Source organism: Pseudomonas sp. UW4 (genome assembly GCF_000316175.1).
Lineage (GTDB): Bacteria > Pseudomonadota > Gammaproteobacteria > Pseudomonadales > Pseudomonadaceae > Aquipseudomonas > Aquipseudomonas laurylsulfatiphila.
The window spans coordinates 1774030-1799241 of the sequence record NC_019670.1 but is presented as its reverse complement, the minus strand read 5'-3'; the positions used below and the strand labels follow the sequence as shown (position 1 = coordinate 1799241).

Below are 25212 nucleotides of genomic sequence, written 5' to 3'. Positions count from 1 at the left end.
AATTCAGAATAGAGTTAGCTCACAGCCATCAACCCATGCCGCCGATGATGCCCCTCAAGCTGGTCCTTGATCACCCGCAGCACCTTGGCCTCCTGCTCATGGATGAAGAAGTGCCCGCCGGCCAGCATGTCCACCGAGAAACTGCCGCGGGTTTCCTGGCTCCAGCCGATCAATTGCTCGGTGGTGGCGCGGTCGGCCTTGCCGCCGAGCACGTGCACCGGGCACTTGAGCAAGGGGCGCTCGATCGGCGCGAAACGCCCGCACAACAGGAAGTCCGCGCGCAGCACCGGCAGGGTCAGGCTCATCAACTCTTGATTGGCCAGGATCTCTTCACTGGTGCCGTTGAGGGTGCGCAATTGCTCGATCAGTTCGGCATCGGTTTTCGGCTGGGCAAAGCCGCGGTCGTAGTCGGCGCGCAGGGTCGGCGCGGCAGTGCCCGAGGCGAACAGCGCGACCGGTTCCGGGCAACCCAGCGAGCGGAACGCGTGGGCCATCTCGCAGGCCAGCAACGCCCCCATGCTGTGGCCGAACAACGCATACGGCGCCTTGAGCGTGGCCTTCTGTTCGTGGGCCAGTTGCAGCGCCAGGCGGCGCATGTCGGTGTGCAGGGGCTCGCCATATCGTGCGCCCCGCCCCGGCAATTCCACCGGTTGCAGCTTGAGCCATTCCGGCAGTTTGCGCCGCCAGCGGCTATAGACCATGGCACTCGCGCCCGAATAGGGCAGGCACAGCAATGTCAGCGGGGTCACCGGGCTTTCCTCGAAGGTTGTCTACTTGGAGAACGGATGAGGTGTTCCGGGAATTAGCCATATGAGTAACCCTGTGGGAGCGAGCTTGCTCGCGATGGGGGCGTGTCAGACACCAATGATACCGACTGATACTGCACCATCGCGAGCAAGCTCGCTCCCACAAGGAAATGCCCCGCAGTCAGATCTTCATTTCAAATGGCGATAGCTCGGGATCGCCGAGCCGAGCACCAGCGCCCCCGCCGCAATCGCCAGCCAGAACCCGCTGCGCGCGCCGAAGGCGTCCACCAGCCAGCCGGAGCCGGCGGCACCGATCGCGACGCCGATGCTCAGCCCGGTGACCAGCCAGGTCAGGCCTTCGGTGAGTTTGGCCGGTGGCACGATCTGCTCCACCAGGGCCATGGCGACGATCAGCGTCGGGGCAAAAAACAGCCCCGCGACAAACACCGCCAGCGACAAGCCGAGAATGTTCGCCGCCAGCAACAACGGCAAGGTGGTCACCGCCGTTGCCACGCCGCCGTACAGGAACAGGCGCGCCAGCGGTACTTTCGAACGCAGTGCGCCGAAGGCCAGCCCGGCCAGGCACGAGCCGATGGCGTACACCGACAGCACGATGCTCGCCGCCGCCGGTTGACCCTGCTGCTGGGCGAAGGCGACGCTGACTACGTCCACCACGCCGACGATGGTGCCCATGGCGACCATCAACAGCATCAGCAATTGAATGTCGCGCGAGCGAATGATCGAGCCTTGATGGTGATCTTCGTGGGGATGTACCGGCGGTTCCGTGCTGCGCTGCAACACGAACGCGGTGACGCCGACGGCCAGCGCCAGCAAGGCCGCCAATGGCCCGGCCTCGGGAAACGCCACCACACACAGGCCAACGGAAAGCGGCGGCCCGACGATGAAGCAGACTTCATCCAGTACCGATTCCAGGGCGTAGGCAGTCTGCAACTCGGGGCGGCCACGATACACCTCGGTCCAGCGGGCCCGCACCATCGCCGACATGCTCGGCATGCAACCGGCCAGCGCGGCGAAGACAAACAGCGTCCAGTGCGGCGCCTGCAACCGCGTGCACAGCAACAACAGCAACAGCGCCCCGCCGCCGAGCAGCGCCGCCACCGGCAGAATCCGCCCCTGGCCATACCGATCCACCAGTCGCGAGACCTGGGGCGCACAAAAGGCCGTGGCCAGGGCGAACGTCGCCGCCACCGCGCCCGCCAGACCGTAGCCACCCTGCAACTGCGAGAGCATGGTGATCAGGCCGATGCCGGTCATGGAAATCGGCATGCGCGCGAGCATGCCGGCCAGCACGAATGCGCCGCTGCCAGGGGCTTTGAACAGCTCGCGATAGGGGTTTGCCATGGGTCAGGTCTCATCAGGGGACTGCACGTTGCCATAAGGGCGAATCGAGGGGGAAGCGGCAATTTGTTGGTTGAATGTGAAGGCCCCATCGTCGGAACGCCGCTCGGGGCAAGCCCGCGTCCACAGGTGCTGAGTACATCTGCAAGAAATGGATCGACTGTCAGGCCGCCATCGCTGGCAAGTCGGATCGCCGCACCGCAGCGCCTACAGAAGAGCAGAGCAAAGCAGATCCGCGTACCCCCACGCTCTTCACCACTCAACAGGCCGAGCGTTAGCTCGCCTGCCGTTTTTGATCTTGATCCACCCGCCCCCTCGGCAAGCCTCGTTCCGGTGTTCATCCGGGGATCGGCGCGCAGCGCCGTTCGACGCAGTCGAACTCATTGCATGCAGGTCACGCGAAGCCGACCTGAGGGCAATGCCTCCGGATGAATGCCGGAGCGAAGGAACCCCGAGCCTAAGCGAGGGGCCGTACGTAAGGGGCGCCCCTCACCACAGGTCTTGCACACCGAGTCCTACATTTCTCAAACAAACAGCTTGCAACATCCCGAAAATGTCCGGTTGCCGGCTGCTAAATCCGCACCTAACATCGACTATCAAGGGTACAGCGGAGCTGTCCAGAACCACCCGAATTCAAGGAACCAGAATGACCCAACGCATCCATCGCAGCATCGACACCCCGCTCAGAACCGGTTTGAACCGCGAAGAACTCTGGGAGGCCGACGACAAGGGCCTGATCAAATGCTGGGAAGTCGGCCGCCAGCGCGCAACCCGTTTCCCCGAACTCGCCCGACAGTGCCTCGCTGGCGAGTTGCCGGTACTGGGCTGGAAAGGTGGCGTCAGCCGCAGCCTGAAGAAAACCGAAAAATACGGCTCCCTCAAATACCTCGCCCAGTGGCAAGGCTTGCGCGGGGAAGACCTGGACGTGGACCTGGCGCAAGAACGAGCGCTGAGGTGTGTACGAACAGCCATGGTGGTGACGTTTACACCGGATCGGGCGAAGTATTTCAATCAAGTAGCGGAAGTTGAATCCTAGGAGCAGGGACGATGGTCGATTTGCATCAGGAATTTCAAAACAGTGGATTCTTCCACGAAGCACGCATTGATAGACGTTCAGCCGACGCGTTGACAGGTATTGCGGCTGGACTCGCTGCCGATGGCAAGATCAATCAGCAGGAAGCCGAGTTTCTCAAGAGCTGGATCGAAGCTCATTTGTGTCATCTGGGTGATCCGGTCGTGAACATCCTCTATAAACGCCTCTCCGACATGTTGAGCGATGGCGTGCTGGACTCCGAAGAATCGGCTGAGCTACTGGATATGCTGCACCAGTTTGCAGGTCTGCCGGTTGGCTCTGGCCAGGTCTTCACAACGCCTTGCAGTCTTCCACTCGACAACCCTGCCCCCGCACTGAACTGGGTTGATCGGGTTTTCCTGTTCACCGGAGTCATGGCTTACGGTCCGCGCAAAGCATGCGAATCGCTGATTGTCGAACGCGGCGGCCTGATTGGAGGTTCGGTCAGCAAGAAAATCAACTATCTGGTGGTCGGCAGCATCGGAAACGATCAATGGCTTCATAGCACCTATGGAACCAAGATCAAAAAAGCGGTTGAGCTAAGAGAGAGTGGCGTTCCAATCGCAATCATCAGTGAAGAACACTGGCAAAGGGTGTTGTTCGGGTGACCGTGGGGTAACTGCATCGGGCTCAGGCAAAAAGGTGCTCAACGTCCCACTGGATCTACTTCGGCACTGACCGAAAACCGCTCCCGATAAGCCTGCGGTGTCACCCCCATGGCCCGCAGGAAGCTGCGGCGCAGGGTTTCTTCGCTGCCGAAGCCGCATTGCACCGCCACCCGTTTGATCGGCACACCGGTATCGCTGAGCAGACGCCGTGCGGTTTCGACGCGGATCAGTTCGATGGCCCGGGCCGGGGTCTGGCCGGTGTCGGCGCGGTAGTGGCGCACGAAGCTGCGTTCGCTCATGCCGGCCTGCAAGGCCAGGGCCGGGATGCCAAGGTCCTTGGTCAGGTTTTCGCTGATCCAGGCGTGAAGTTCGTCGAATCTCTTGCCTTCCTGTTGCAGGGACAGGGTCACGCTGAATTGCGACTGGCCACCCGGACGCTTGAGAAACACCACCAGTTGCCGGGCGACTTCCAGGGCCATGTTGCGCCCCAGGTCCTGTTCGACCATGGCCAGTGCCAGGTCGATGCCAGCCGTCACTCCGGCCGAGGTCCAGACCGGGCCGTCGTTGATGAAGATCGGGTTGGGCTCGACCTGCAAGCGCGGGTGCTGTTGCGCCAGTTGCTCGCAGCGGGTCCAGTGGGTGACCACCCGCCGGCCATCGAGCCAGCCGCTGGCCGCCAGCAGAAACGCACCGGTACACACCGAGGAAACCCGTCGGCAGCCACGGGCATGCTCGCGTACCCAGGCGACCAACGGCGCATCTTGCGCCGCCGCGTAGACCCCCCAGCCACCGGCGATGATCAGGGTGTCAGTGCCGTCATCCGGTAAGGGTTCGGCCAACAGCGCCAGGCCCGCCGACGACATCACAGCCCCGCCGCCGCTGGCAATCACCGTCGGCGCGTAGGGTGGCGGCAGGTTTTGCTGGCGGGCAATGTCGTTGGCCGAGGCGAATACCTGCAACGGCCCGGTGACGTCGAGCAATTGCACGTTGGCGAACGCGAGTACATGGATGGTTTTCGACATTTGGCGTAATTCGTGGGGATATTGGCGTATACGCCAAATCCTACGAGCCTACAGTTAAACCGTCCACCCACTTCACGAGAAAAACACCATGACGTTGCAGATCGGCTTTCTGTTGTTTCCTCAGGTTCAGCAACTGGACCTGACCGGCCCTTATGACGTACTGGCCTCGCTGCCGGATGTGAAAGTGCACCTGATCTGGAAGGACCTGATGCCGGTCACCGCCAGCACCGGCCTGCTGTTGAAACCGACGACCACTTTCGAGGATTGCCCGGCACTGGACGTGATCTGCGTACCCGGTGGCAGTGGCGTCGGGCCGTTGATGGAAGATGACCAGACCCTGGACTTCCTCAGGGCCCAGGCCGCCAACGCCCGGTACATCACGTCGGTGTGCACCGGCGCACTGGTGCTTGGCGCGGCGGGATTGCTCAAGGGCAAACGCGCCACCACTCACTGGGCCTATCACGAATTGCTCAAGCCGCTGGGCGCAATCGCGGTGAAAGATCGGGTGGTTCGCGATGGCAATCTGTTGACCGGTGGCGGGATCACCGCCGGTATCGACTTCGCCCTGACCCTGGCCGCCGAACTGTTCGACCCGGCCACCGCCGAGTTGGTGCAGTTGCAACTGGAATACGCTCCGGCCCCGCCGTTTACGGCGGGCAGCCCCGAGACGGCGCCGGCCAGTGTGCTGGAAGAGGCTCGCCGGCGGGCTGCCGCCTCGTTGAAGCTGCGGGCGCAAATCACCGAGCGCGCGGCGGCGGAACTCGATCGTCAGTAAGAAAACGGCGGCAGGAATCCGCTTCTGCCGCCCCGACCTTTCCTGCGGTCACAAAAAAACCCGCCGAAGCGGGTTTTTCCAAGACCATGACGACTCCTTGTCGTAGCGTTCCTTGCATATGGTCGATCATCCGTGATCCTGAGCACATCCTGTGCTTCAGTGGGTGAGGCCAGAATACGCATCGGATCCAAATTGTAACAGGCGATATCGCTACCACCGCGTGTAAGACATTCGCTATAAGCCACCTTCCCGAAACCCTTAGATACCTCAGGCGTCGAGCCGACTTCAGCCACCCTGTTGCTCGTGGGACTTTGCATTGTCGATCAAGAACTGCTCGATATTGTTCATTTGCTCTTCCCATCCACGACTATCCATTCGGAAAGCCTTTTCCCGGCGCACATCGGGGATGTGATCGAAACCGGACTCGGAGACTCTGAGCAAGGTGCCTGCGTCATGATCTTCCAGTTCGAACTTGACCAGGGTGGTTGGCTCCTGGGAATAGTCGATCTCCGGACGCACCGCGTACGGATGCCAGCGAAACGAAAACAACCGCTCCGGCTCGACCCGCTCGACCAACACGTTCCACAATACGTGCTCATAACCGGGGTACGTAACCCGGCCCTGGGTCCACTCGCCTGCCACAAAACGCTTGCCTTCCAGCGCCACGCCAAACCACTGTCCGAATACTTCGGCATTGGCCAGCACGCGCCAGACCTGCGAACGCTTGGCCTTGAGCAGGATTTTCCTTTCGATGCGATCAGATGCTGGGTTCATAAGTCACCTCCTGTACTTGAACAGTAGGTCAGTAAGACCACAAGACCAACCCTAAAGTTGTACCAATCGGGATGCGCAATCAACCATGCCTGAGATATTCGGTTGCATTTGCGCGGATAAGTTCTGGGGTCGGTGAAAAGTCAGAGGCTCGAAACTGCTAACGTTCTCCCTCCAGATCGCCCCACGAAAGGAGTCGTCCATGAAAAAACTGCGCGGCAGTTGCCTGTGTAAAACCATCGAATACCAACTCGATAGCCTCGACATGCCCATCAGCCACTGCCATTGCCAGACCTGCCGCAAGGCTCACGCGGCAGCGTTCGCATCGACCGCCGGGGTCATGCGCGAGCACTTTCGCTGGATCAAAGGCGAGGATCGCCTGAGTCGCTACGAATCGTCGCCGGGCAAGTTTCGATATTTCTGTTCGGTCTGCGGTTCACACCTGATGGCCGAACGGCCGGCCCAGCCTCACGTGATTGTTCGTGTGGCGACACTGGATGATGACCCGAAAATGACACCCCAAGCGCATATCTGGACATCTCATGATGTGCCTTGGCTTGAATACCCATCGGTGGAAAAGCATGCGCAGTGGCAAGCGTAGCCGGCTGAATCCGTCACAAGGCTACACTGCACCTCAACTTTCGGTCACAGCGAGTAATCCGGCATGAACCCACGCTTACTATTGGCATTGACGCCCCTGCTGTTTACCTCCATGGCTGTCGCCGTGGACTGCGACAACGCCAGCGACCAGGCGACGATGAACCAGTGCGCGGCGCAACAGAATGCGGCCGCCGACAAGGAATTGAATGCGCTGTACCAGCAGATCACTTCGCGGTTCAAGGGCAACCCGGACAACAAGAAACTGCTGGTGGGTGCACAGCGGGCGTGGGTTGCGTTCCGCGATGCCGAGTGCAAGTTCTCGGCGTCCGGGGTGGAAGGCGGGAGTGTGTATCCGCTGATCTACAGCAACTGCACCACGGAACTGACCAAGGCACGGGTTCAGACGTTCAAGAACTACCTGAAGTGCCAGGAAGGGGATATGAGTTGCCCGGTGCCGGGGGTTTAAGAGCCTTCGATGGCCTGGATCATCTGCGCCACGCCGTACAAGGCATCCTTGCGCAGCGGCATAGGCGTGGTACCGGCGTGGGCCGCCATGCCTTCGACCCGCACGTCGAGCCAGCGAATCGCCTGGCCGCCGCTGACGACGCCGATGCTCTTGGCGTTGTCTTCGAGGGTCGGCCCTTGTTCGATGTGCGCTTCAAAGTAGGCGTCCACCGCGCCACCCAGCGGGCGCTCGCCGGCATAACCGGTACGCTGCAGTGCCTCGGCGACGCTGATGCCATCGATATCGCGCACCGCCAGCACGGCGTCCAGCGCCATGATGCCGGCAGACGGGTGACGGCGCTGAAGGCCAGCAGCGACAGAATCAATCCCGCCGGGCTGCCCAGTTGCGCAAACGAGGCGAGAAAGTTGCGCCGGCCTTTCGGCGCATGCTCGCCGGCCATCGCATGGCGGTGACGGACGGCCTGTTGCAGGCCGTCGTTTGCGGCGCTGGTGGATCAGGGTTTACGCGCAATGATCACCTGGCTCTTGGCTACCACCGCATCCAGCGCCTGCTTGATCTGTGTACCCCGTGGCGACGCCAGGATCGCCTGCCAGGTGTCCGCCCAGTGGTTGAGCAACGGATGGTCCGGGTTGCTGAAGTCGACCTTGGCTTCCCAGAACAGCAGCATCCACATCGACCAGTAGAATCCGTACTGGCTGTGGCTGATCACTTCCAGGCCGGCATCGCTGACCATGGCCTTGAACTGCGCTTCACTGATGATGCGAATGTGGTTGGGCTTCTGGAAATACTCGGCCGCCGCGATGTCTTTCTGCAGGTCTTCAGAGCTGGGGTGCGGGACGCTCAGCAGATACAGCGCGCCCGGTTTACCGACGCGCACCAGCTCCGCGAGGAACTGGGCCGGATCGTCCACATGCTCGATGACCTCGGTCGACACCACCCGCGTGGCGGTCGCATCGGCAATCGGCAGCGGGTTGCAGTCGGTGACGTGACATTCGACGTCACGGGCCGGTGTATCGCTCAGGCGCTGGCGGGTCGCTTCGACCTTGGCCGCGTCGATATCGGCGATGATGATCTTCGCCCCGCGCATCCCGCAGAAATGCACGTTGCCGCCGTCGCCACAGCCCACATCCAGCAGTGTGTCCTCGGGGGTCACCGGGAAACCGCTGAACAGTTCGCCGGTCTGCTGATTGAACCAGCCGCTGAGCATTGCGTCGTGCAGGCCGAGCATATAGGGGTCGACCTTCTCCGCCACGGGTGGCGCAGGCGCAATCTCTGGCTGCACCGGCGCGGGCGTGCCCGCCGTGAGTTTCTTCAAAAGGCTCAGCATGAGGTGGCTCCAGAGGATGAGACGGCTGTTCGGGAGGTGTCCAGGCGCTTGACCAGCGAGGCGCCGCGGTTGCGCATGGGCATTTCAATGAAGCGATAGTTGAGTTCGCTCAGCAGCACGATCAGGCCGCCGGCCATCAGCAACATCAGTATCGGATGGCCAGCCGGGCTGGGCAGCCCGGCAGCCTGTAAACGGAAAATGAATTCACGTACCAGCAAGTAGGCCGGGATATGGATCAGGTAAATCCCGTAGGAACGGCTGCCGACCCACGTCATCAGGTTCTTGAACACGCCGCGCGGCCACAGGTAATCGCGGTTGTAGGAAGCGATCCAGACCAGCACTGCGCACAGCACCGCGATCACACCAATCCGGTAATGGGTGAAGGTAAAGCGGTCCGTTGCCATGAAGCCGAGCAGCAGCGACACCGCGATCAGTGCGGCGACACCCGCCCATGGACGACGCAGGAATGTTGGCTCCCAGCGCAGGTACGACGGTTGCGTACTCCACATCGCCAACAGCACGCCAAGGGCCAGCGCGTCGGTGCGCACCACCATCAGGATCGGCGTGCGCAGGGTGAACAACTGCACCGCAACCAGCGCCAGCAAAGCCCATACAAGGTGTTTGCGAAACAGCACGATCATCAGCGGGAACAGCAGGTAGAACTGCTCTTCCAGCGACAGGCTCCAGTACACGAAACTGGTGCCGTACTCGTAGCGATAGAAACTGTCGGCAAAGCGGAAATTGGCGTACTGCGCGACGCCGGCCAAGGTCGCCTGAAGGTTCGCGTGCAGGGTGCCGAAGGCGCCGGAGCGGTTGAGAAAAAGACACGCCAGCAACATCAGCGCCAGCCACAACCAGGCCGACGGCAGCAATCGAAAGGCCCGGCGCAACCAGAAATTGCGCGTCTGTTGCCAATACTCCTGACGTGTTGTGCAGCGGCGCATGGCCGGGATCAGGCTGCGGGCAATGACAAAGCCCGAGATCGCTAAAAACAGATCCACGCCCCACCACGGCTGGCCGTACAGGGTGATGGTCTGCAGCACAGGCACAGCCGCCGCGAACAGGCTGTCCTGCAGGTGGTGAAACAGCACGCCAAGCACCGCAATGCCGCGCAACAACTCGATGTCCATGATCCGTTTTTCGTTGCTCATGCGCCCTCCTGGACATGAGGTTTTCGAGCAATGATCACCTGACTCTTGGGCATGAACCGGTCCAGCATCTGCTTGATCGCCAACCCGTCGGGCTGGGCCAGCAAGTCCTGCCAGGTTTTCGCCCAGCTCTCCATCAGCGGCGGGTACGGCGCCTGGATCCGGTCGCGAACCGCCCCCCCCAGGTCGCGCCCGGCGGCCCGTTCACTGGCCCAGAAAAAAATCATGCCCATGACCCAGAAAAACCCGGTGGCCTGACGATGCTCGATGACCAGGCCCGCGTCCTCCACCAGCGCGGCAAACCGCTCGGGGGTGAAAATCTGCACATGATTGGGCGATTGAAAGTAGCTGGCCGGGGCGATGCCTTTCTGCAAATGCTCGCCCACCGGCGACGGTACGCTCAGCAGGTACTGCGCGCCGGGGCGGCCCATGCGCACCAGTTCAGCCATGAAGGGTTCCGGTTGGTCGATATGCTCGAGCACTTCCATGCACACGACTTTGCTCGCGCAACCATCGGCCAATGGCAGCGGCAAACTGTTGCTGACCAGCCCCAGGTTCGCTTGGCCCGATTGTGCCGTCACTTGCCGGGCAAGCTCGCGGACCTTGTCATGTTCACTGTCGGTGAAGATCACCGAAGCGCCCTGGCGGATCGCAAACAAGGTCGCCACGCCTTCGCCGCAACCGACATCCAGCAAGGTGTCGTCGGCGGTGATGGCAAACCCTTTGAGCAGTTCGCCGCTGTCGCCCAGAAACCAGCCGTCGAGCAGGGCATCGTACAAACCGATGTCCCTGGGCGAGACTCGTGTTTCGGGTGCAGCGACCACCACCGGCGCAGGCCGCAACTTCGCAAGCAGGCGCCGGATCATGTGTCAGACGCTTGTGCGCAGTTTGCTTCACGCCGTTGCAGCAACTGCTCGAACACGGCTTTCAGGCGCTGCTCGGCAACGGCCTGGCTGCAAAATCCCTGCAGGCTGCGCACGGCATGGGCCGACATCCGTTGATAGCGCTCGACATCCTGTCTGGCAACGTCATGGCTGACGGAAAAAGCCGTGCACAGCGAGTCCCAGTCCGTGACGTACCGCAGGGTACGATAGGCTGCGCGAGGATCGTGGGGCCAGGATGTCAGTTCATCGGTGCTGTCGACGATAAACGCGTTGTCACGGTCGATGTAGTCGGCCATGGCGGTGTTCTGTGGCGCAATCGCCGGCTTGCCGCAGGACATGAACTCCATCAACGGCAGACATTGCCCTTCGCCGTAGGAGCAGTTGACGACGTAGCTGGTGGCCTCGACCAGGCGCTCGTAGTCGATATCGGCCAGATAGCCGTGGATCAACACGATGCGGCACTGGTAGGACTGATTCTTGTAGACGTGGTGCATCATGTCGGACAGTGCGTTGGCGATGTCATGGTGCGTGAGCTTGAGCACCAGGGTCGCGTCAGGCGTATCGCGAAAGGCGCTGCAGAACGCACTGATCATGTCCTTCCAGTTCTTTCGACCGTCGTACGGATTGAACACCGAGGTGTAGACCACGCCCTCGAGCAACAACTCGCAGTCGCGCGGCGGTTGATCGAAGGCGATTGGCGTGCCCTCGCGCAAACGCTCGGGGCCATAGGGGCGCAAATCCGCCGTGCGACTGTCGATCAACAGCCCGCGCAGGTTCAGGCGTGTGGGGCCCACGACCGGACGCTTGTCCAGCAGCTCGCCACGGGCGGCAAAACGGTCCCAGACGGGGGCCGCGATGGCACTGACCGGATAATCGCGGCCCATCACATCGTGCACGGCATTCACGGTGAAGCTGGAGTGGGTGATCGCCGTCCCGCAGGCGCCCAACACCATCCGCCAGTCATGCCGCGGTTCACCCTGCCAACTCTCGGTCGGAATGGTGCTGAACTCCCAGGCGAAGACCGGAATCGTCGGGCACGCGTAGTGGACCGGCGTGCGATGCGGCGGGGAGAAGGACAGGAACACGCAGTCTTCGCCCCGGCTCAGGCAATCGAAATACAGCCGGTCGACCAACTCGTCGGGGTTGCTGACCTCGATCACTTGCCCCAGCCGTTCGAGCACCGGGCGGAATTCCTTGAGGACGAAGTAATAGCTGTACTCGGGCCGCCCCAGGTTCTGCTGGATGTTGCTCTTGTTGGTTTCCGAATGAATGATGATCAGCACGATGCAGCCCCCGTTTCGGCAACCACCGGCACGACGTCACGGACCGATTCCTGTTTGAAGAACAGCGCCAGCCGCTGTTGTACCGGTGCGAAGCTGCAGTATTCGTGCATGCGTTCGCTGGCCGCGTCCGCCATGGCCTGCCAGGCGTCCGGCTGGTTTTTTGCCATGGCGTAGCTGTTCTCGTAAGCCGTTTTCAACGAGCCCCAATTCGGACGGTGGCGCAGGGTGCGATACAGGATGCGCGCGTCTTCCGGCCAGATCGTCGGTTCCTGGCTGGACTTGACGACGAAGGCCACGCGGTCGTCGATGTAGTCGCGCATCGCCGTGTGGTTCGGGGCGATCACCGGCCGCGCGCATGACATGAATTCCATCAGCGGCAGGCACAGGCCTTCGCAGCGTGAAGCGTTGACGTAGTAACTTGCCGCGCCATAGAGACGGGCAAACTGCTCATCCTGCAGATAACCGTGCATGACCACCACGCGACAGGCGAAGGGCGAGAGTTGGGACAGCAAGGTGATGAGCTCGACGTAATAGGTCGACAGGTCGTTCTGGGTCATCTTCAACACGAGCGTGGCGTCCTCTGCATCACGCAGCGCCCAGCAGAACGCCGTGATCAGGTGGTGCCAGTTCTTGCGACCGTCATCAGGGTTGAACACGCTCACGTAGATGACGCCGTCGACCACGATTTCGACCGTTTGGCTGGTGTCGGGGAAAGCCGCTTGTGGATGCTCGTCCTGCGCGCCAGCTGCGCTGATGACGGGTTCATCCGGCACGGAGGGTGCGCTGACGACGGGTTCGATCGGCAACGGCTGAGGTCTGCGAAACCTGGCCAGCCATGGGCGAACGGCATCCGGCACCAGATCGCGAATGGCTTCGCGATACCACAGCAGCACGTAATGCCTGGTGATGAAGAGGCGTCGCCGCAGGGTCAACGGCGGCGCGGGTTGCGGTTCTGGTTGTGGTTCCGGTATTGACTCCGGCTCAACGATTTCCACGGGTGGTTGCTCGATGATCGGCGCGATCAGGCCATCGGCGGACAACCCCATCGAGCGGCTGTCCAGGATGCAACCCTTGATCTGCAGCGTGGCACCGGCGTTCACCGGCGTACCGGGGTATTGCTGGCGAATGTCGGCAAAGCGCTCCCACAATGGCGTCGGCAGCACCAGCACCGGGAAGTCGTCACCCAGGGTCCGGTGGATGGCTTCGGCGGTATGGGTGGACAAGGTAATCACCCGCCCCAGGCGTGCCAGTGTGCGGCTCCAGTCCTGCCGTGGATCGTTGTCCCAGTGCTCGGCGGGAATGCTGTCGAACTCCCAGGCGACCACGCACACCATCGGACATTGCAAGTCAGTGGGGGTCTTGTGCGGTGGCGCGAACGAAATGAACAGGCAGTCCTGACCGGCCTGCTGCAACTGCCGGTACAGCGGATCGACTTCGGCGGCCGATGACACGACATGCACCGGTCCCAGGCTTTCGAACAGCGGTCGATACGCCTTGAGCACGAAGTAGTAACTGTACTCGGGACGGCCGAGACTCTGGCTGATGGAGCTGTCGTTGACGTCGGAGTAAAGAATGAAATTCATGGCATCCCACGGTGACGCCGCCATCCCGGCAGCCTCACGCTATGACGGGGAGGACAGGGTTCGAGCCCGTGTTTACCGGCGCTCGCCCATCGTCTTCCTGCCCGTCTACGTTCTTGTTTTAGTGGTCAGTTTCTCGCAGTTTCGAAGCGACGCTGCCGAACCCCGGGTAATAGTGACGAGGGGCATTCTAAACACATCCATCGAGGGTTCGTGAACCGCCCGACGAGAATAAATCGGGCTACGCTGACGAGAACTGACCAGTCACGGTTGGACCTGTTGAAATTGCCGAGCAAATGGCACAGATTGGCTCCCAAACAACTACAACAAACATTTCACCCGCCATTCGAGCGATCATGCCGCTCGCAAGTTTTTCCATGGAGCCTGTGGGAAATGGATGAAATGCATGACCAAGGGGTCGCTGTTTGAAAAAACGTCTGTTTGTCACGGGTCTGAGCGGATTCGTAGGACAACACATCCAATCGCGTTTGCAGGCTGATACCTCGGAATGGGAACTGCTGCCGGTTCCCGACCGCTACGATCTTGCTGCACCTTCGAGCCTCGAAGGCTTGTGGCCGCAAATGCCCGATGCGGTGATTCACCTGGCCGGCCAGACGTTCGTCCCGCAGGCCTTTCGTGATCCGGCCGGCACCCTGAATATCAATCTGCTGGGCACCCTGAACCTGCTGCAAGCCCTCAAGGCGCGCGGCTTCACCGGCACGTTTCTGTACGTCAGCTCCGGTGATGTCTATGGCCAGGTCGCTGAAGAGCATCTGCCCATCACTGAGTTGCAGCCCCCCTGCCCGCGCAATCCTTATGCCGTGAGCAAACTGTCGGCCGAGTTCCTGAGCCTGCAATGGGGCCTGAGCGAAGGCTGGCCCGTACTGGTTGCCCGCCCCTTCAACCATATCGGCAGCGGGCAGAAAGACAGCTTCGTCATTGCCGGCGCCGCGCACCAGATCTGCCGGATCAAGCAAGGCCTGCAAGCGCCACGACTGGAGGTCGGGGACATCGACGTCACGCGCGATTTCCTTGATGTCGCGGACGTGGTCTCGGCCTACCTGGCCTTGCTGGAAAAAGGCACCCCGGGACAGGTCTACAACATTTGCTCGGGACGCGAGCAGAGCATTCGCAGTTTGATCGAACAATTGGCAAATCTTGCCCAGGTCGACCTGCAACTGGTCCAGGACCCTGCGCGACTTCGCCGCGCGGATCAGCGTCGTGTGTGTGGCAGCCCTGACAGACTGGCCCAGACCACCGGATGGAAGTCTGAAATCACAACACAACAATCCCTGCGGGCGATCCTGTCCGACTGGGAGAAGCGAGTACGACAAGTATGACTAAAAGTGCATTGATTACAGGTATCACCGGCCAGGATGGCGCCTATCTGGCCAAACTGCTGCTCGACAAGGGTTACAAGGTCCACGGCCTGGTTGCGCGTCGCAGCAGCGACTCGCGCTGGCGCCTGCGCGAGATGGGGGTCGAGGCGGACATCGTCTACCTGGATGGCGACATGGCCGATGCCTGTTCAGTGCAGCGCGCGGTGATCAAGTCGGCGCCGGACGAGGTCTACAACCTCGCCGCGCAAAGCTTTGTCGCGGCCTCTTGGGATCAACCGGTGACCACCGGCATCGTCGACGGCCTGGGCGTTACGCACTTGCTCGAAGCGATCCGCCAGTTCAGTCCGCACACGCGTTTCTATCAGGCGTCCACCAGTGAAATGTTCGGCCTGATCCAGGCCGAGCAGCAGGACGAGAACACGCCGTTCTATCCGCGCAGCCCTTATGGCGTGGCCAAGCTGTATGGCCACTGGATTACCGTGAACTACCGCGAAAGCTTCAATCTGCACGCCAGCAGCGGGATTCTGTTCAACCATGAATCACCGCTGCGCGGCATCGAGTTCGTGACACGCAAAGTCACCGACGCCGCCGCCCGGATCAAACAGGGCAAACAGCAGGAACTGCGCCTGGGCAACATCGACGCCAAGCGCGACTGGGGGTTTGCCGGCGACTACGTCGAAGCCATGTGGCTGATGCTGCAACAGGACAAACCCGACGACTTCGTGGTGGCCACCGGCGTGACCACCACCGTGCGCGAGATGTGTCGGATCGCCTTCGATCATGTGGGCCTGAACTACCGCGACTACGTGAAGATCGACCCGGCGTTCTTCCGCCCGGCCGAAGTCGAAGTGCTGCTCGGCAACCCGGCCAAGGCCCAGCGAGTGCTGGGCTGGAAACCAAAAACCGATCTGGATGCCTTGATCCGCATGATGATGGATGCGGACATGAAACGCGTTGCCAAGGAGTAGGCCATGCTGATTCCCGTGATTCTCTCCGGCGGTGCCGGGACCAGGTTGTGGCCGGTGTCGCGTGAAGGCCATCCCAAACCGTTCATGACCTTGCCTGACGGCCAGTCGCTGCTGGGCAAGACCTATCGGCGTGCCGCTGAGCTGCTCGACGGCTGGGGCGATATCGTCACGGTGACCAACCGCGAGTACTACTTCCAGAGCAAGGATCACTTTCAGGACGCGCACCTTGGCCGTCATCGCGGGCACTTTCTGCTGGAACCGACGGGGCGCAATACGGCGCCGGCGATTGCCGCCGCCGCCCTCTCCCTCCAGGCCCTGCATGGCAACGACGCGATCATGCTGGTCATGCCGGCCGACCATCTGATCGTCAATGTCGAGGCGTTGAAGGACGCAGTCGAGCATGCCGTGACGCTGGCCAGGCGCGGTCACCTGGTGACCTTCGGTGTGGTGCCCAGCGCTCCGGAAACCGGTTTTGGCTACATTGAGGCCGGCACTTCACTGGACGACAAAGGCGCTGCCAGTGTGCGGCGCTTTGTCGAAAAGCCCGACCTGCAAACCGCGACGCATTACGTGGAAAGCGGCAACTTCCTATGGAACTCCGGGATGTTCTGTTTCTCGGTCGCCACCCTGCTGGCCGAACTGCAAACCCACGCTCCCGATTTGCTGGAGCAGACGCAAACCTGCATGGGCGCCAGCGCGGCGGTGGAAAACGCCGGGAGCGTGCAACAGGAACTGTCACCGGCGCTGTTTGGCGAAATCATGGACATTTCCATCGACTACGCGTTGATGGAGCGCTCCGACAAAGTGGTCGTCGTGCCCGCCCGTTTCGATTGGAGCGACATCGGCTCCTGGGGCGCGGTGGCCGCGCTGGTGCCGGCGGATGCACAGAACAACCGTGCCGTCGGCGAGGCGATTTTCATCGACAGCCACAACAACTTTGTCCAGAGCGACAACCGTCTGGTAGCGACCGTGGGCGTGGATGACCTGATCATCGTCGACACCGCCGACGCGGTGCTGGTGGCCCACGCCGACCGCGCCCAGGATGTGCGCCGGGTGGCCAGGCAACTCAAGGACAAAGAGCACGAGGCCTATCGCCTGCACCGTACGGTCAGCCGGCCATGGGGCACCTACACCGTGCTCGAGGAAGGCCCGCGCTTCAAGATCAAACGTATCGTGGTCAAGCCCGGCGCCAAGTTGTCATTGCAGATGCACCACCATCGCAATGAGCACTGGGTGGTGGTCGAAGGCATGGCCAAGGTCACCAACAACGGCACCGGCACGCACCTGGTGGCCAAGAACGAATCGACCTTCATTGCCGCCGGTCACAAGCATCGCCTGGAGAATCCCGGCGTGATCGACCTTGTGATCATCGAAGTGCAAAGCGGCGAATACCTGGGAGAGGACGATATCGTCCGCTTCGAAGACCAATATGGGCGGACGGTTTGAATGCTGCGTAATCTTTACCAATCCCTGTGGAGTTACCGGGGTTTCATCCTCGGCAGCGTCAAGCGGGAGTTCCAGGCGCGTTATCGCAACTCGCTGTTCGGTGCCTTGTGGACCGTGCTCAATCCGCTGTCGATGATCCTGGTCTACACGGTGATCTTTTCCACCATCATGCGCGCCCGATTGCCGGGCGTGGATGACGGGCTCGCCTACAGTGTCTACCTGTGCGCCGGCCTGCTCACCTGGGGCCTGTTCGCCGAGATCACCACGCGCAGCCAGAGCATGTTCCTGGAAAACGCCAACCTGCTGAAGAAAATCAGCTTCCCGCGCATCTGCCTGCCGGTCATCGTGCTGCTCAATGCCGGAATCAATTTCGCGATCATCCTGGGCTTGTTCCTCGGCTTCCTGCTGATCAGCGGGCGGCTGCCCGGTATGGCGTTACTGGCGCTGGTGCCGTTGCTGATCCTGCAAGTGATGTTCGCCGCGGGGCTGGGGATGATCCTGGGCGTGCTCAACGTGTTCTTTCGCGACGTCGGGCAGTTTTTTGGCATCTGCCTGCAATTCTGGTTCTGGCTGACGCCGATCGTTTATCCGCTGTCGATCCTGCCGTCGGGTATCCAGAGCTTCATCGAACTGAACCCGATGACGGCACTGATGAACAGCTACCAGAACCTGTTTCTCTACAACCAATGGCCGAACTGGAACTCGCTGGTCCCCTTGCTGGTGATCGGCCTGTTGTTCTGCGCGATGGCGCTGCGGCTGTTCCGCCAGCGTGTCGGTGAAATGGTGGACGAGCTCTGATGGGACAAATACGTGTCAGTGGCCTGGGCAAGGCCTACAAGCAGTACCCCAATCGCTGGAGCCGGCTGTTCGAATGGCTGGTGCCGTTTTCCCGCAACCGGCATCACCTGCACTGGGTGCTGCAAGGGGTCGATTTCGAGATTCAGCCGGGCGAAGCCGTGGGCATCGTCGGGGTCAACGGTGCCGGCAAAAGCACGCTGTTGAAGATGATCACCGGCACCACCCAGCCCTCCTGCGGCGACATCCAGTTGCAAGGTCGCGTGGCCGCGCTGCTTGAACTGGGCATGGGTTTCCACCCGGACTTCACCGGTCGGCAGAACACCTTCATGGCCGGCCAGTTGCTCGGCATGCAGGTGGAAGAAATCGAAGCGCTGATGCCGGAGATCGAGAGCTTCGCCGAAATCGGCGAGGCCATCGACCATCCGGTTCGCACCTACTCCAGCGGCATGCAGATGCGCCTGGCGTTCAGCGTGGCCACCGCGCGGCGGCCGGATATCCTGATCGTCGACGAAGCGCTGTCCGTGGGTGACGCCTACTTCCAGCACAAGAGCTTCGATCGCATCCGCAACTTCCGCAAGGCCGGCACCACGTTGCTGATCGTGTCCCATGACCGTTCCGCGATCCAGTCGATCTGCGACACCGCCATCCTCCTGGAAAACGGGCGCATGGCCATGCGCGGCAAGCCCGAAGAAGTAATGGACTACTACAACGCCATGCTCGCCCAGCGCGAGGGCCAGACGGTGCGCCAGGAAATGCTCGCCAACGGGCAGGTGCAAACCATTTCCGGGACAGGCGAAGCGGGCATTCTCAGCGTCCGCCTGCTTGACCCCAAGGGCCGTTCGGTGGAAGTGGCAGAAGTCGGTCAGGCGATGGTCCTCGAAGTGCAGGTCGAGGTGCGCCAGGACATCGAGCGGCTGATTCTCGGCTTCATGATCAAGGACCGCCTCGGCCAGCCCATGTATGGCATCAACACCCACCGGGTCGACAAAGCACTCACCGACCTGAGTGCCGGCGAACGCATCACCTACCGTTTTGCCTTCGACATGCGTCTGGGCAAGGGCAACTATTCGGTGGCCCTGAGCCTGTCGCGTCTGGACTCGCACCTGGATCGCAATTTCGAATGGCGAGACTACGGGCTGGTCTTCCACGTGATCAACAATCGCCAGGAAGATTTTGTCGGTTGCTCCTGGCTCGAAGCGCAGACCAGTGTTACCCGCTCCAGCGAGAACCAGGTGGAAACCGTTGGGGTGACGCAATGACCAGACTGCTGGTGGAATGTACCTACGTTTTCGAACACCCCGATGCCAACTCGGGCATTCAGCGGGTCGTTCGCAATGTGATTCACCAATTGCCGGCCGCGGACGCCCAGCGTGAATGCATTCCGGTGGTGATGATCAATGGCGCGTTGTTCGAGGTGAAAAGCCTGGCGCCCCTGCCGACCGTCAAAGTGGACCTGGTGAGCCTGCGGGTGAAGCTCGAACAGTTCGCCAATCAGTTCTGGCTGCGCCACCGCGCGCTGGAACGACGCCGTCCTTTCAGCCAATCGAAGTTCGCCCGCCGGGTGCTTTATGTCGGTTGCCGCCTCACCGCGTTCGCCTGCCTGAGCCTGCCGATGCGCCTGCTGGACCGGGTACTCAAGGGCAAGCCGGTTCCCGAGCGCTGCGTGCCATTGCAACATCGCGCAGGCGACCAGTTGGTGCTGCTGGACTCGTCCTGGCACGCCAATTTTTTCCCCCTGGCCGAGCAACTCAAGCGTGACGGGGTCGGCATCGTGTCGGTGATCTACGACCTGATTCCCCTGACCCACCCGCAATTCTGCGACGCCGGGCTGGTAAAGGTGTTCAACGAATGGTTCGACTGGATCGCCCGCACCGCCGATGGCTACGTGGCGATCTCGACCACCATCCGCGACCAGGTGCGCCAGGAGATGACCCGCAGGATCGGCACCGCGCAGGTCCAGCAACGCTGGTTCGACTACTTTCACCTCGGCTCAGAACTCGACCTGAGCGATGCCCGGTCCGCCGTCGACCCGGGGCTGCTGCAGATGTTCAAGTCGGCGGCCCCTGTATTCCTGATGGTCAGCACCATCGAGCCGCGCAAGAACCATGCGTATCTGCTCGACGCGTTCGAGCGCGCCTGGGCGGCCGGGTCCAGGGCCCGGTTGTGCATCGTCGGCAAGATCGGCTGGAAGTGCGAGGCGCTGATCGAGCGTATCCGCCAGCATCCAGAGTTGAACCAGCGCCTGTTCATGTTCAATACGCTCTCGGACAAGAGCCTGGAACACGCCTATTCCCACGCGACATCGCTGGTGTTCCCGTCCTACGTCGAAGGGTTCGGGTTGCCGCTGGTGGAAGCCATGCAGCGTGGCCTGCCGGCAATGGCCAGCGACATCCCGGTGTTTCGCGAAATCGGTGGCGAGTACATGGCGTACTTCGACCTCGATGATCCGCAGAACCTGGCCGATCTGGTCATCGACATGGAAACGAACGGCGCATTTCCCGCGCCCCTCAACCTGGAAAACTGGCGCTGGCTGAGCTGGCGCGAGGCGAGTGCGCAACTGGTCGACCGTATCCAGCGCAACCTGCACAGCGATGCTAAGGTGCCTGAGAGTCAGCATGCGAATTGCCCTTAACGCCCGCATCCTCCAGGCCCCGCGCACGGGCATCGGCCACTACGTCGCCGAACTGGCGACGGCCCTGGCCCGCGAACCGGACGTCGAGTTGTCGTTGTTCCATGGCTGGGGCTGGAGTTCGGTCCTGCCCGAGGCGGCGATGCCCGGTTACTCGCGCTTGACGCCATTGCTGCGACAGATCCCGGGGGCCTATCAGGCGCGGCGCTGGCTGGAACAGAAGCGCTTCGACCAGCGCCCCGCCCAGTCCATCGATCTGTATCACGAGCCGAGCCTGTGGCCGCTGTCGTTCAACGGCCCGACCATCATCACGCTGCATGACCTCACCCACCTGCACTATCCCGACACCCAGCCACCAGCCCGTCTGCGCGAAATCGAGCGGCGACTGGCCGACGGCGTACAGCGCGCACGGCTGATTCTGACGGACTCGCAGCACATCGCCGATGAAGCGCAGGCCTGGTTCGCACTGCCGGCCGAGCGCTTCGTGGTGGCACCGCTGGGTGTGGCCGCGCGATTCCACCCGCGTGAACCCGAGGCCATCGATCACGTCCTCAAAACCCACGGCGTCGAGGCGCGGAAGTATTTTCTCTGCGTCGGTACCCTGGAGCCGCGCAAGAACCTGACCCAGGCCCTGCGCGCCCATGCGCTACTGCCGGAAACCGTGCGCCAGCGTTTTCCCTTGCTGATCGCCGGTATGGCCGGCTGGCAGCGTCAGCAGTTCAACGACGAGTTGCGTTCGGCCCTCGCCTCGGGTCATGTGTGCCTGCTGGGGTACCTGCCCGACGAGGATCTGGCGCAGTTGCTGGCCGGTGCCCGGGCGCTGGTCTTCCCTTCGTTGTACGAGGGGTTCGGCCTGCCGGTGCTGGAAGCCATGGCCAGTGGCACCCCGGTGATTCTGACGGGTATCTCGGCGATGCCGGAGGTGGCTGGCGATGCCGGCAACTACATCGAGGCGCACGACCCGGACACCTTGCGCGATGCCATGCAGCGGCTGATCGACGACCCGGCACACTGGCAGGCCTGTCGCGAGGCGGGCTTGCAGCGAGCGAAGCTTTTTTCCTGGGAGCGTTGCGCGACGGTGACCGCCCGCGCCTACCGCCAGGCTATGGAGAACTGATATGCGCGTTCTGCACTTTTACAAAACCTACTTGCCCGACTCCATGGGCGGCATCGAACAAGTCATTTTCCAGATGAGCGAAAGTGGCGCGCGCCATGGTGTCGACAGCACAGTGCTGACCCTGAGCAATAACCCGGCGCCGGGCGTGTTGCAGATCCGCGAGCACCAGGTGCATCAGGCCAGGATGGATTTTCAGCTCGCCTCCACCGGTTTTTCCTACAGCGTGTTCAAGCAGTTTCGTGAGCTCGCCGCCGAAGCCGACGTGGTCAACTACCACTTCCCCTGGCCCTTCATGGACCTGGTGCATTTTGTCAGCGCCACCAAAAAGCCCAGCGTGGTGAGTTACCATTCCGACATCATTCGCCAGCGTCATCTGCTCAAACTGTACCGTCCGTTGATGCGCCGGTTCCTGGACAGTGCGGATCGAATCGCCGTGGCGTCCCCCAACTACTTTCACACCAGCGACGTGCTCAAGGGCTATCGGGACAAGACCCGGGTCATCACCTATGGCCTGGACAAATCGGGTTATCCGAAGCACGACGCGGCACGTACCGAGCGCTGGCGCCAGAAACTGGGGGACAAGTTCTTCCTGTTCGTCGGTGTCATGCGCTACTACAAGGGGCTGCACATCTTGCTCGAAGCGATGCAGGGGCTGAACTACCCCGTGGTGATCGTCGGCGCCGGCCCGCTGGAAGAGGAGTTGCATGCCCAGGCCAGGGCACTGAACCTGCAGAACCTGCACTTTCTCGGCTTCCTCGGTGATGAAGACAAGGTTGCCTTGCTCGAATTGAGTTATGCGGTGGTGTTCCCGTCGCACCTGCGCTCCGAAGCATTCGGCATTTCACTGCTGGAAGGCGCGATGTATGGCAAACCGATGATCTCCAGTGAGATTGGCACGGGCACCAGTTACATCAACATCCATAACGAAACCGGGCTGGTAGTGCCGCCAAGTGATCCACTGGCGTTTCGTGAGGCGATGCGCACGCTTTGGGAAAACCCGGTGCTGGCGGCACAAATGGGCGAGAAGGCGCAGGCCCGCTATCAGAATCTGTTTACGGCGGACGAAATGGGTCGCAAATGGGCGGCGTTGTATGAGGAACTGCTGGAAGAAAAAAACCTCGCCTACGCATGAGGCTTTTTTTTGCAGGATCCGACTTGCTTTGGCTGCGGCCGGGGAAATCTACGGGCAAATGTCCCAGGTCAGCAGCGTGCTGGAACAACCGGCCGATGAAGTAATTGGCAAATTGCCGATGCGAGATTCATTTGCTGTGGAACCGCGAACAGAAGATGAGCCCTGACGGTTCAGACGTGAGGATCGCCCGGCGCCTTGCCTGGTGCCGCGTACTGCGGCTTCAGGTGCCCGTCCTGATCGAGTAGCCAGGCGTCCATGATCTGCCGTACGACCGGTCCGGCGACGCGGCCACCCGCCTCACCGTTTTCGATCATCACCGAAATCACGATCTTCGGGTGCTCGGCCGGGGCGAAACCGACGAACAAGGCGTTGTCGCGGTTACGCTCACGGGTTTTCTCCCGGTTGTAGCGTTCGCCCTGCTTGATCGCCACCACTTGCGCGGTACCACTTTTGCCAGCAATACGGTACTGCGCGCCCGCGGCTGCGGCCCGGGCAATCCCGCGGGCATCGTGCATCACCATCTGCATTCCATGGTTGACCTGCTCCCAGTCGCGTGGATCCTTGAGCAGGATGTCCGGCATCGGATGCTCATCCACCGGCGCGACACCGTCCACGGTTTTGGCCAGGTGCGGGCGATTCCACACGCCTTTGTTGGCAATCAGCGCCGTGGCCTGGGCCAATTGCAGCGGCGTGACCTGCATATAGCCCTGGCCGATTCCGAGAATCACCGTCTCGCCAGGAAACCAGGCCTGTCGACGCGTGGCGCGCTTCCATGCCTGGGATGGCATCAGGCCGGGGGATTCTTCGTTCATGTCCAGGGAGACTTTCTCACCCAGTCCGAACATTGCCATGTAGTCGTGAAGGCGATCGATCCCCAGCTTGTGTGCGAGGTCATAGAAATAGGTGTCGTTGGAACGCATGATCGCTGCATCCATATCCACCCAGCCGTCGCCGCTGTGGTTCCAGTTGCGGTACTTGTGATCGAAATCCGGCAGCTGGTAATAACCGGGGTCGAACACCCGGGTCTGAGGCGTGACGACACCCGCGTCGAGGCCGGCGATTGCCACTTCCGGCTTGATGGTCGAACCCGGCGCGTACAGGCCGCGCAGCACACGGTTGAACAGCGGTCGGTCGACGGAGTCGCGTAGCGCAGAGTACTCCCTGGAACTGATGCCGGTGACGAACAGATTAGGATCGAAACTCGGGTTGCTGACCATGGCCAGCACTTCACCGGTCGAAGGATCGAGCGCAACCACCGAGCCGCGACGATCACCCAGAGCTTGTTCGGCTGCTTCCTGCAGCTTGACGTCGAGACTCAGGACAATGTTTTCACCCGGCACCGGATCCGTGTGCTTGAGCACTCGCAGCACGCGGCCCTGGGCATTGGTTTCGACTTCCTCATAACCCACATGGCCGTGCAGTTGCGCCTCGTAGAATTTTTCGATCCCGGTCTTGCCAATGGATTGGGTGCCTCGGTACTCGACCGTATCCAGGACCTTTGACTCTTTCTCGTTGATGCGTCCGACGTAGCCGACCGAATGCGCGAAGTGCGCGCCCAACGGATAGTGCCGAACGAACTGCGGCTCGACTTCGATGCCCGGCAAACGGAACTCGTTGACGGCGAGTACAGCGATCTGTTCTTCGCTCAGCTCATAGAACAGCGTCACCGGTACGAAGGGGTGACGTGCCTGCCTCATCACCTTGTCGAATTGCGACCGGTCTTCAGCGGACAAGTGCAGGAGATTGACGACCTCGTCCAGTTCTTCGTTGACATTGGAAGCACGTTCGCGGCTGATGGTCAGGTTGAAGCTGGGGCGGTTGTCCGCAAGGAGTACGCCGTTGCGGTCATAGATCAATCCGCGGGTAGGCGTAATCGGCAGGACATGTACGCGATTGTTTTCGGAGATGGTCGAGTGATAGTCGAACTCGACGACCTGCAGGACATACAGGCGTACCACCAGAGCACAGGTAATGGCGGCAACAAACAATGCGCAGGCCATGAGTCTCTTGTTGACCAGGCGTGTTTCTTTTTCGTGGTCCTTGATCGGTATCGGTTCAGGCACTTGTGAAGCAACTCTTTGAAAAGAATGCCGATCCGTGGGCGCAGACTCAGTCCATTAGAAATGAGCTGCACCTTAGCA

23 protein-coding genes and 1 pseudogene are annotated in these 25212 nt (G+C 61.4%); 13 read left to right on the top strand and 11 right to left on the bottom strand.

The features are described from left to right. Window positions 1-14 precede the first annotated feature (14 nt). Together PPUTUW4_RS07910 and PPUTUW4_RS07905 are read right to left on the bottom strand one after the other, a co-directional pair. Window positions 15-749, bottom strand: coding sequence for an alpha/beta fold hydrolase (locus tag PPUTUW4_RS07910; protein ID WP_015094143.1), 735 nt, complete (start codon window positions 747-749; stop codon window positions 15-17). A 186-nt stretch (window positions 750-935) separates the two neighbouring features. Continuing rightward, window positions 936-2108: an MFS transporter gene (locus PPUTUW4_RS07905; protein WP_015094142.1), complete on the bottom strand. Its 1173-nt coding sequence runs from the start codon at window positions 2106-2108 to the stop codon at window positions 936-938. A gap of 643 nt (window positions 2109-2751) precedes the next feature. On the opposite strand from PPUTUW4_RS07905, the gene PPUTUW4_RS07900 reads away from it, so the two are divergent. Then, window positions 2752-3141, top strand: a complete 390-nt coding sequence (locus tag PPUTUW4_RS07900) for a hypothetical protein (protein WP_015094140.1) — start codon at window positions 2752-2754, stop codon at window positions 3139-3141. Between the two features lie 11 nt (window positions 3142-3152). Further along, a complete protein-coding gene (locus PPUTUW4_RS07895; RefSeq protein ID WP_015094139.1) occupies window positions 3153-3785 on the top strand; it encodes a BRCT domain-containing protein in 633 nt (210 codons plus the stop codon). Window positions 3786-3823: 38 nt separating this feature from the next. Here the strand turns inward: PPUTUW4_RS07895 and PPUTUW4_RS07890 are convergent, their stop codons facing one another. Then, window positions 3824-4807, bottom strand: coding sequence for a GlxA family transcriptional regulator (locus tag PPUTUW4_RS07890; protein WP_015094138.1), 984 nt, complete (start codon window positions 4805-4807; stop codon window positions 3824-3826). 88 nt (window positions 4808-4895) lie between these two features. Between PPUTUW4_RS07890 and inhA the strand changes: the two genes are divergently transcribed. Continuing rightward, the gene (inhA, locus tag PPUTUW4_RS07885; RefSeq protein WP_015094137.1) at window positions 4896-5582 is read left to right on the top strand and encodes an isonitrile hydratase; all 687 of its coding nucleotides are present in this window, start codon (window positions 4896-4898) and stop codon (window positions 5580-5582) included. Between the two features lie 285 nt (window positions 5583-5867). Here inhA and PPUTUW4_RS07880 read toward each other — a convergent pair whose 3' ends face one another. Beyond that, window positions 5868-6356, bottom strand: a complete 489-nt coding sequence (locus PPUTUW4_RS07880) for an SRPBCC family protein (protein ID WP_015094136.1) — start codon at window positions 6354-6356, stop codon at window positions 5868-5870. A 199-nt stretch (window positions 6357-6555) separates the two neighbouring features. Between PPUTUW4_RS07880 and PPUTUW4_RS07875 the strand changes: the two genes are divergently transcribed. Together PPUTUW4_RS07875 and PPUTUW4_RS07870 are read left to right on the top strand one after the other, a co-directional pair. Then, the gene (locus PPUTUW4_RS07875; RefSeq protein WP_015094135.1) at window positions 6556-6954 is read left to right on the top strand and encodes a GFA family protein; all 399 of its coding nucleotides are present in this window, start codon (window positions 6556-6558) and stop codon (window positions 6952-6954) included. A 63-nt stretch (window positions 6955-7017) separates the two neighbouring features. Continuing rightward, complete coding sequence (locus PPUTUW4_RS07870) at window positions 7018-7419, top strand: lysozyme inhibitor LprI family protein (protein WP_015094134.1); 402 nt, start codon at window positions 7018-7020, stop codon at window positions 7417-7419. 2 nt (window positions 7420-7421) lie between these two features. On the opposite strand, the pseudogene PPUTUW4_RS07865 reads toward PPUTUW4_RS07870, so the two are convergent. The 6 genes and pseudogenes from PPUTUW4_RS07865 to PPUTUW4_RS07840 all read right to left on the bottom strand — a co-directional run. Further along, window positions 7422-7739 (bottom strand): annotated as a pseudogene (locus tag PPUTUW4_RS07865) (Zn-dependent hydrolase); the annotation flags it as partial. 173 nt (window positions 7740-7912) lie between these two features. Continuing rightward, window positions 7913-8746: a class I SAM-dependent methyltransferase gene (locus PPUTUW4_RS07860; protein ID WP_015094132.1), complete on the bottom strand. Its 834-nt coding sequence runs from the start codon at window positions 8744-8746 to the stop codon at window positions 7913-7915. After that, window positions 8740-9897 carry an acyltransferase gene (locus tag PPUTUW4_RS07855; protein WP_015094131.1) on the bottom strand — a complete coding sequence of 386 codons (1158 nt, stop codon included), beginning with the start codon at window positions 9895-9897 and terminating at the stop codon, window positions 8740-8742. The genes PPUTUW4_RS07860 and PPUTUW4_RS07855 overlap by 7 nt, the downstream gene beginning before the upstream one ends. Further along, window positions 9894-10760, bottom strand: coding sequence for a class I SAM-dependent methyltransferase (locus PPUTUW4_RS07850; protein WP_015094130.1), 867 nt, complete (start codon window positions 10758-10760; stop codon window positions 9894-9896). The genes PPUTUW4_RS07855 and PPUTUW4_RS07850 overlap by 4 nt, the downstream gene beginning before the upstream one ends. Continuing rightward, the gene (locus tag PPUTUW4_RS07845; protein WP_015094129.1) at window positions 10757-12061 is read right to left on the bottom strand and encodes a glycosyltransferase; all 1305 of its coding nucleotides are present in this window, start codon (window positions 12059-12061) and stop codon (window positions 10757-10759) included. Before PPUTUW4_RS07845 ends, PPUTUW4_RS07850 begins: the two co-directional genes overlap by 4 nt. Continuing rightward, the gene (locus tag PPUTUW4_RS07840; protein ID WP_041474805.1) at window positions 12055-13644 is read right to left on the bottom strand and encodes a glycosyltransferase; all 1590 of its coding nucleotides are present in this window, start codon (window positions 13642-13644) and stop codon (window positions 12055-12057) included. Before PPUTUW4_RS07840 ends, PPUTUW4_RS07845 begins: the two co-directional genes overlap by 7 nt. 422 nt (window positions 13645-14066) lie before the next feature. On the opposite strand from PPUTUW4_RS07840, the gene PPUTUW4_RS07830 reads away from it, so the two are divergent. Genes PPUTUW4_RS07830 through PPUTUW4_RS07795 form a run of 8 tightly spaced genes read left to right on the top strand, consistent with a single transcriptional unit; the run spans window position 14067 to window position 23071 of the window. After that, window positions 14067-14981: a GDP-mannose 4,6-dehydratase gene (locus PPUTUW4_RS07830; protein ID WP_015094127.1), complete on the top strand. Its 915-nt coding sequence runs from the start codon at window positions 14067-14069 to the stop codon at window positions 14979-14981. After that, entirely contained in the window at window positions 14978-15949 is a 972-nt protein-coding gene (gene gmd, locus PPUTUW4_RS07825; protein WP_015094126.1) for a GDP-mannose 4,6-dehydratase, read from the top strand. The genes PPUTUW4_RS07830 and gmd overlap by 4 nt, the downstream gene beginning before the upstream one ends. Before the next feature lie 3 nt (window positions 15950-15952). Beyond that, window positions 15953-17395, top strand: a complete 1443-nt coding sequence (locus PPUTUW4_RS07820) for a mannose-1-phosphate guanylyltransferase/mannose-6-phosphate isomerase (protein WP_015094125.1) — start codon at window positions 15953-15955, stop codon at window positions 17393-17395. Further along, window positions 17396-18193, top strand: coding sequence for an ABC transporter permease (locus PPUTUW4_RS07815; RefSeq protein ID WP_015094124.1), 798 nt, complete (start codon window positions 17396-17398; stop codon window positions 18191-18193). Next, window positions 18193-19452 (top strand): ABC transporter ATP-binding protein, encoded by a 1260-nt coding sequence (locus PPUTUW4_RS07810; protein WP_015094123.1) that lies wholly within the window; start codon window positions 18193-18195, stop codon window positions 19450-19452. The genes PPUTUW4_RS07815 and PPUTUW4_RS07810 overlap by 1 nt, the downstream gene beginning before the upstream one ends. Then, the gene (locus tag PPUTUW4_RS07805) at window positions 19449-20825 is read left to right on the top strand and encodes a glycosyltransferase family 1 protein (protein WP_015094122.1); all 1377 of its coding nucleotides are present in this window, start codon (window positions 19449-19451) and stop codon (window positions 20823-20825) included. The genes PPUTUW4_RS07810 and PPUTUW4_RS07805 overlap by 4 nt, the downstream gene beginning before the upstream one ends. After that, complete coding sequence (locus tag PPUTUW4_RS07800; protein ID WP_015094121.1) at window positions 20809-21939, top strand: glycosyltransferase family 1 protein; 1131 nt, start codon at window positions 20809-20811, stop codon at window positions 21937-21939. The genes PPUTUW4_RS07805 and PPUTUW4_RS07800 overlap by 17 nt, the downstream gene beginning before the upstream one ends. Window position 21940: 1 nt before the next feature. After that, window positions 21941-23071: a glycosyltransferase family 4 protein gene (locus PPUTUW4_RS07795; protein WP_015094120.1), complete on the top strand. Its 1131-nt coding sequence runs from the start codon at window positions 21941-21943 to the stop codon at window positions 23069-23071. A 170-nt stretch (window positions 23072-23241) separates the two neighbouring features. On the opposite strand, the gene mrdA is transcribed toward PPUTUW4_RS07795, so the two are convergent. After that, entirely contained in the window at window positions 23242-25134 is a 1893-nt protein-coding gene (gene mrdA / locus PPUTUW4_RS07790; protein ID WP_015094119.1) for a penicillin-binding protein 2, read from the bottom strand. Between the last annotated feature and the right edge of the window lie 78 nt (window positions 25135-25212).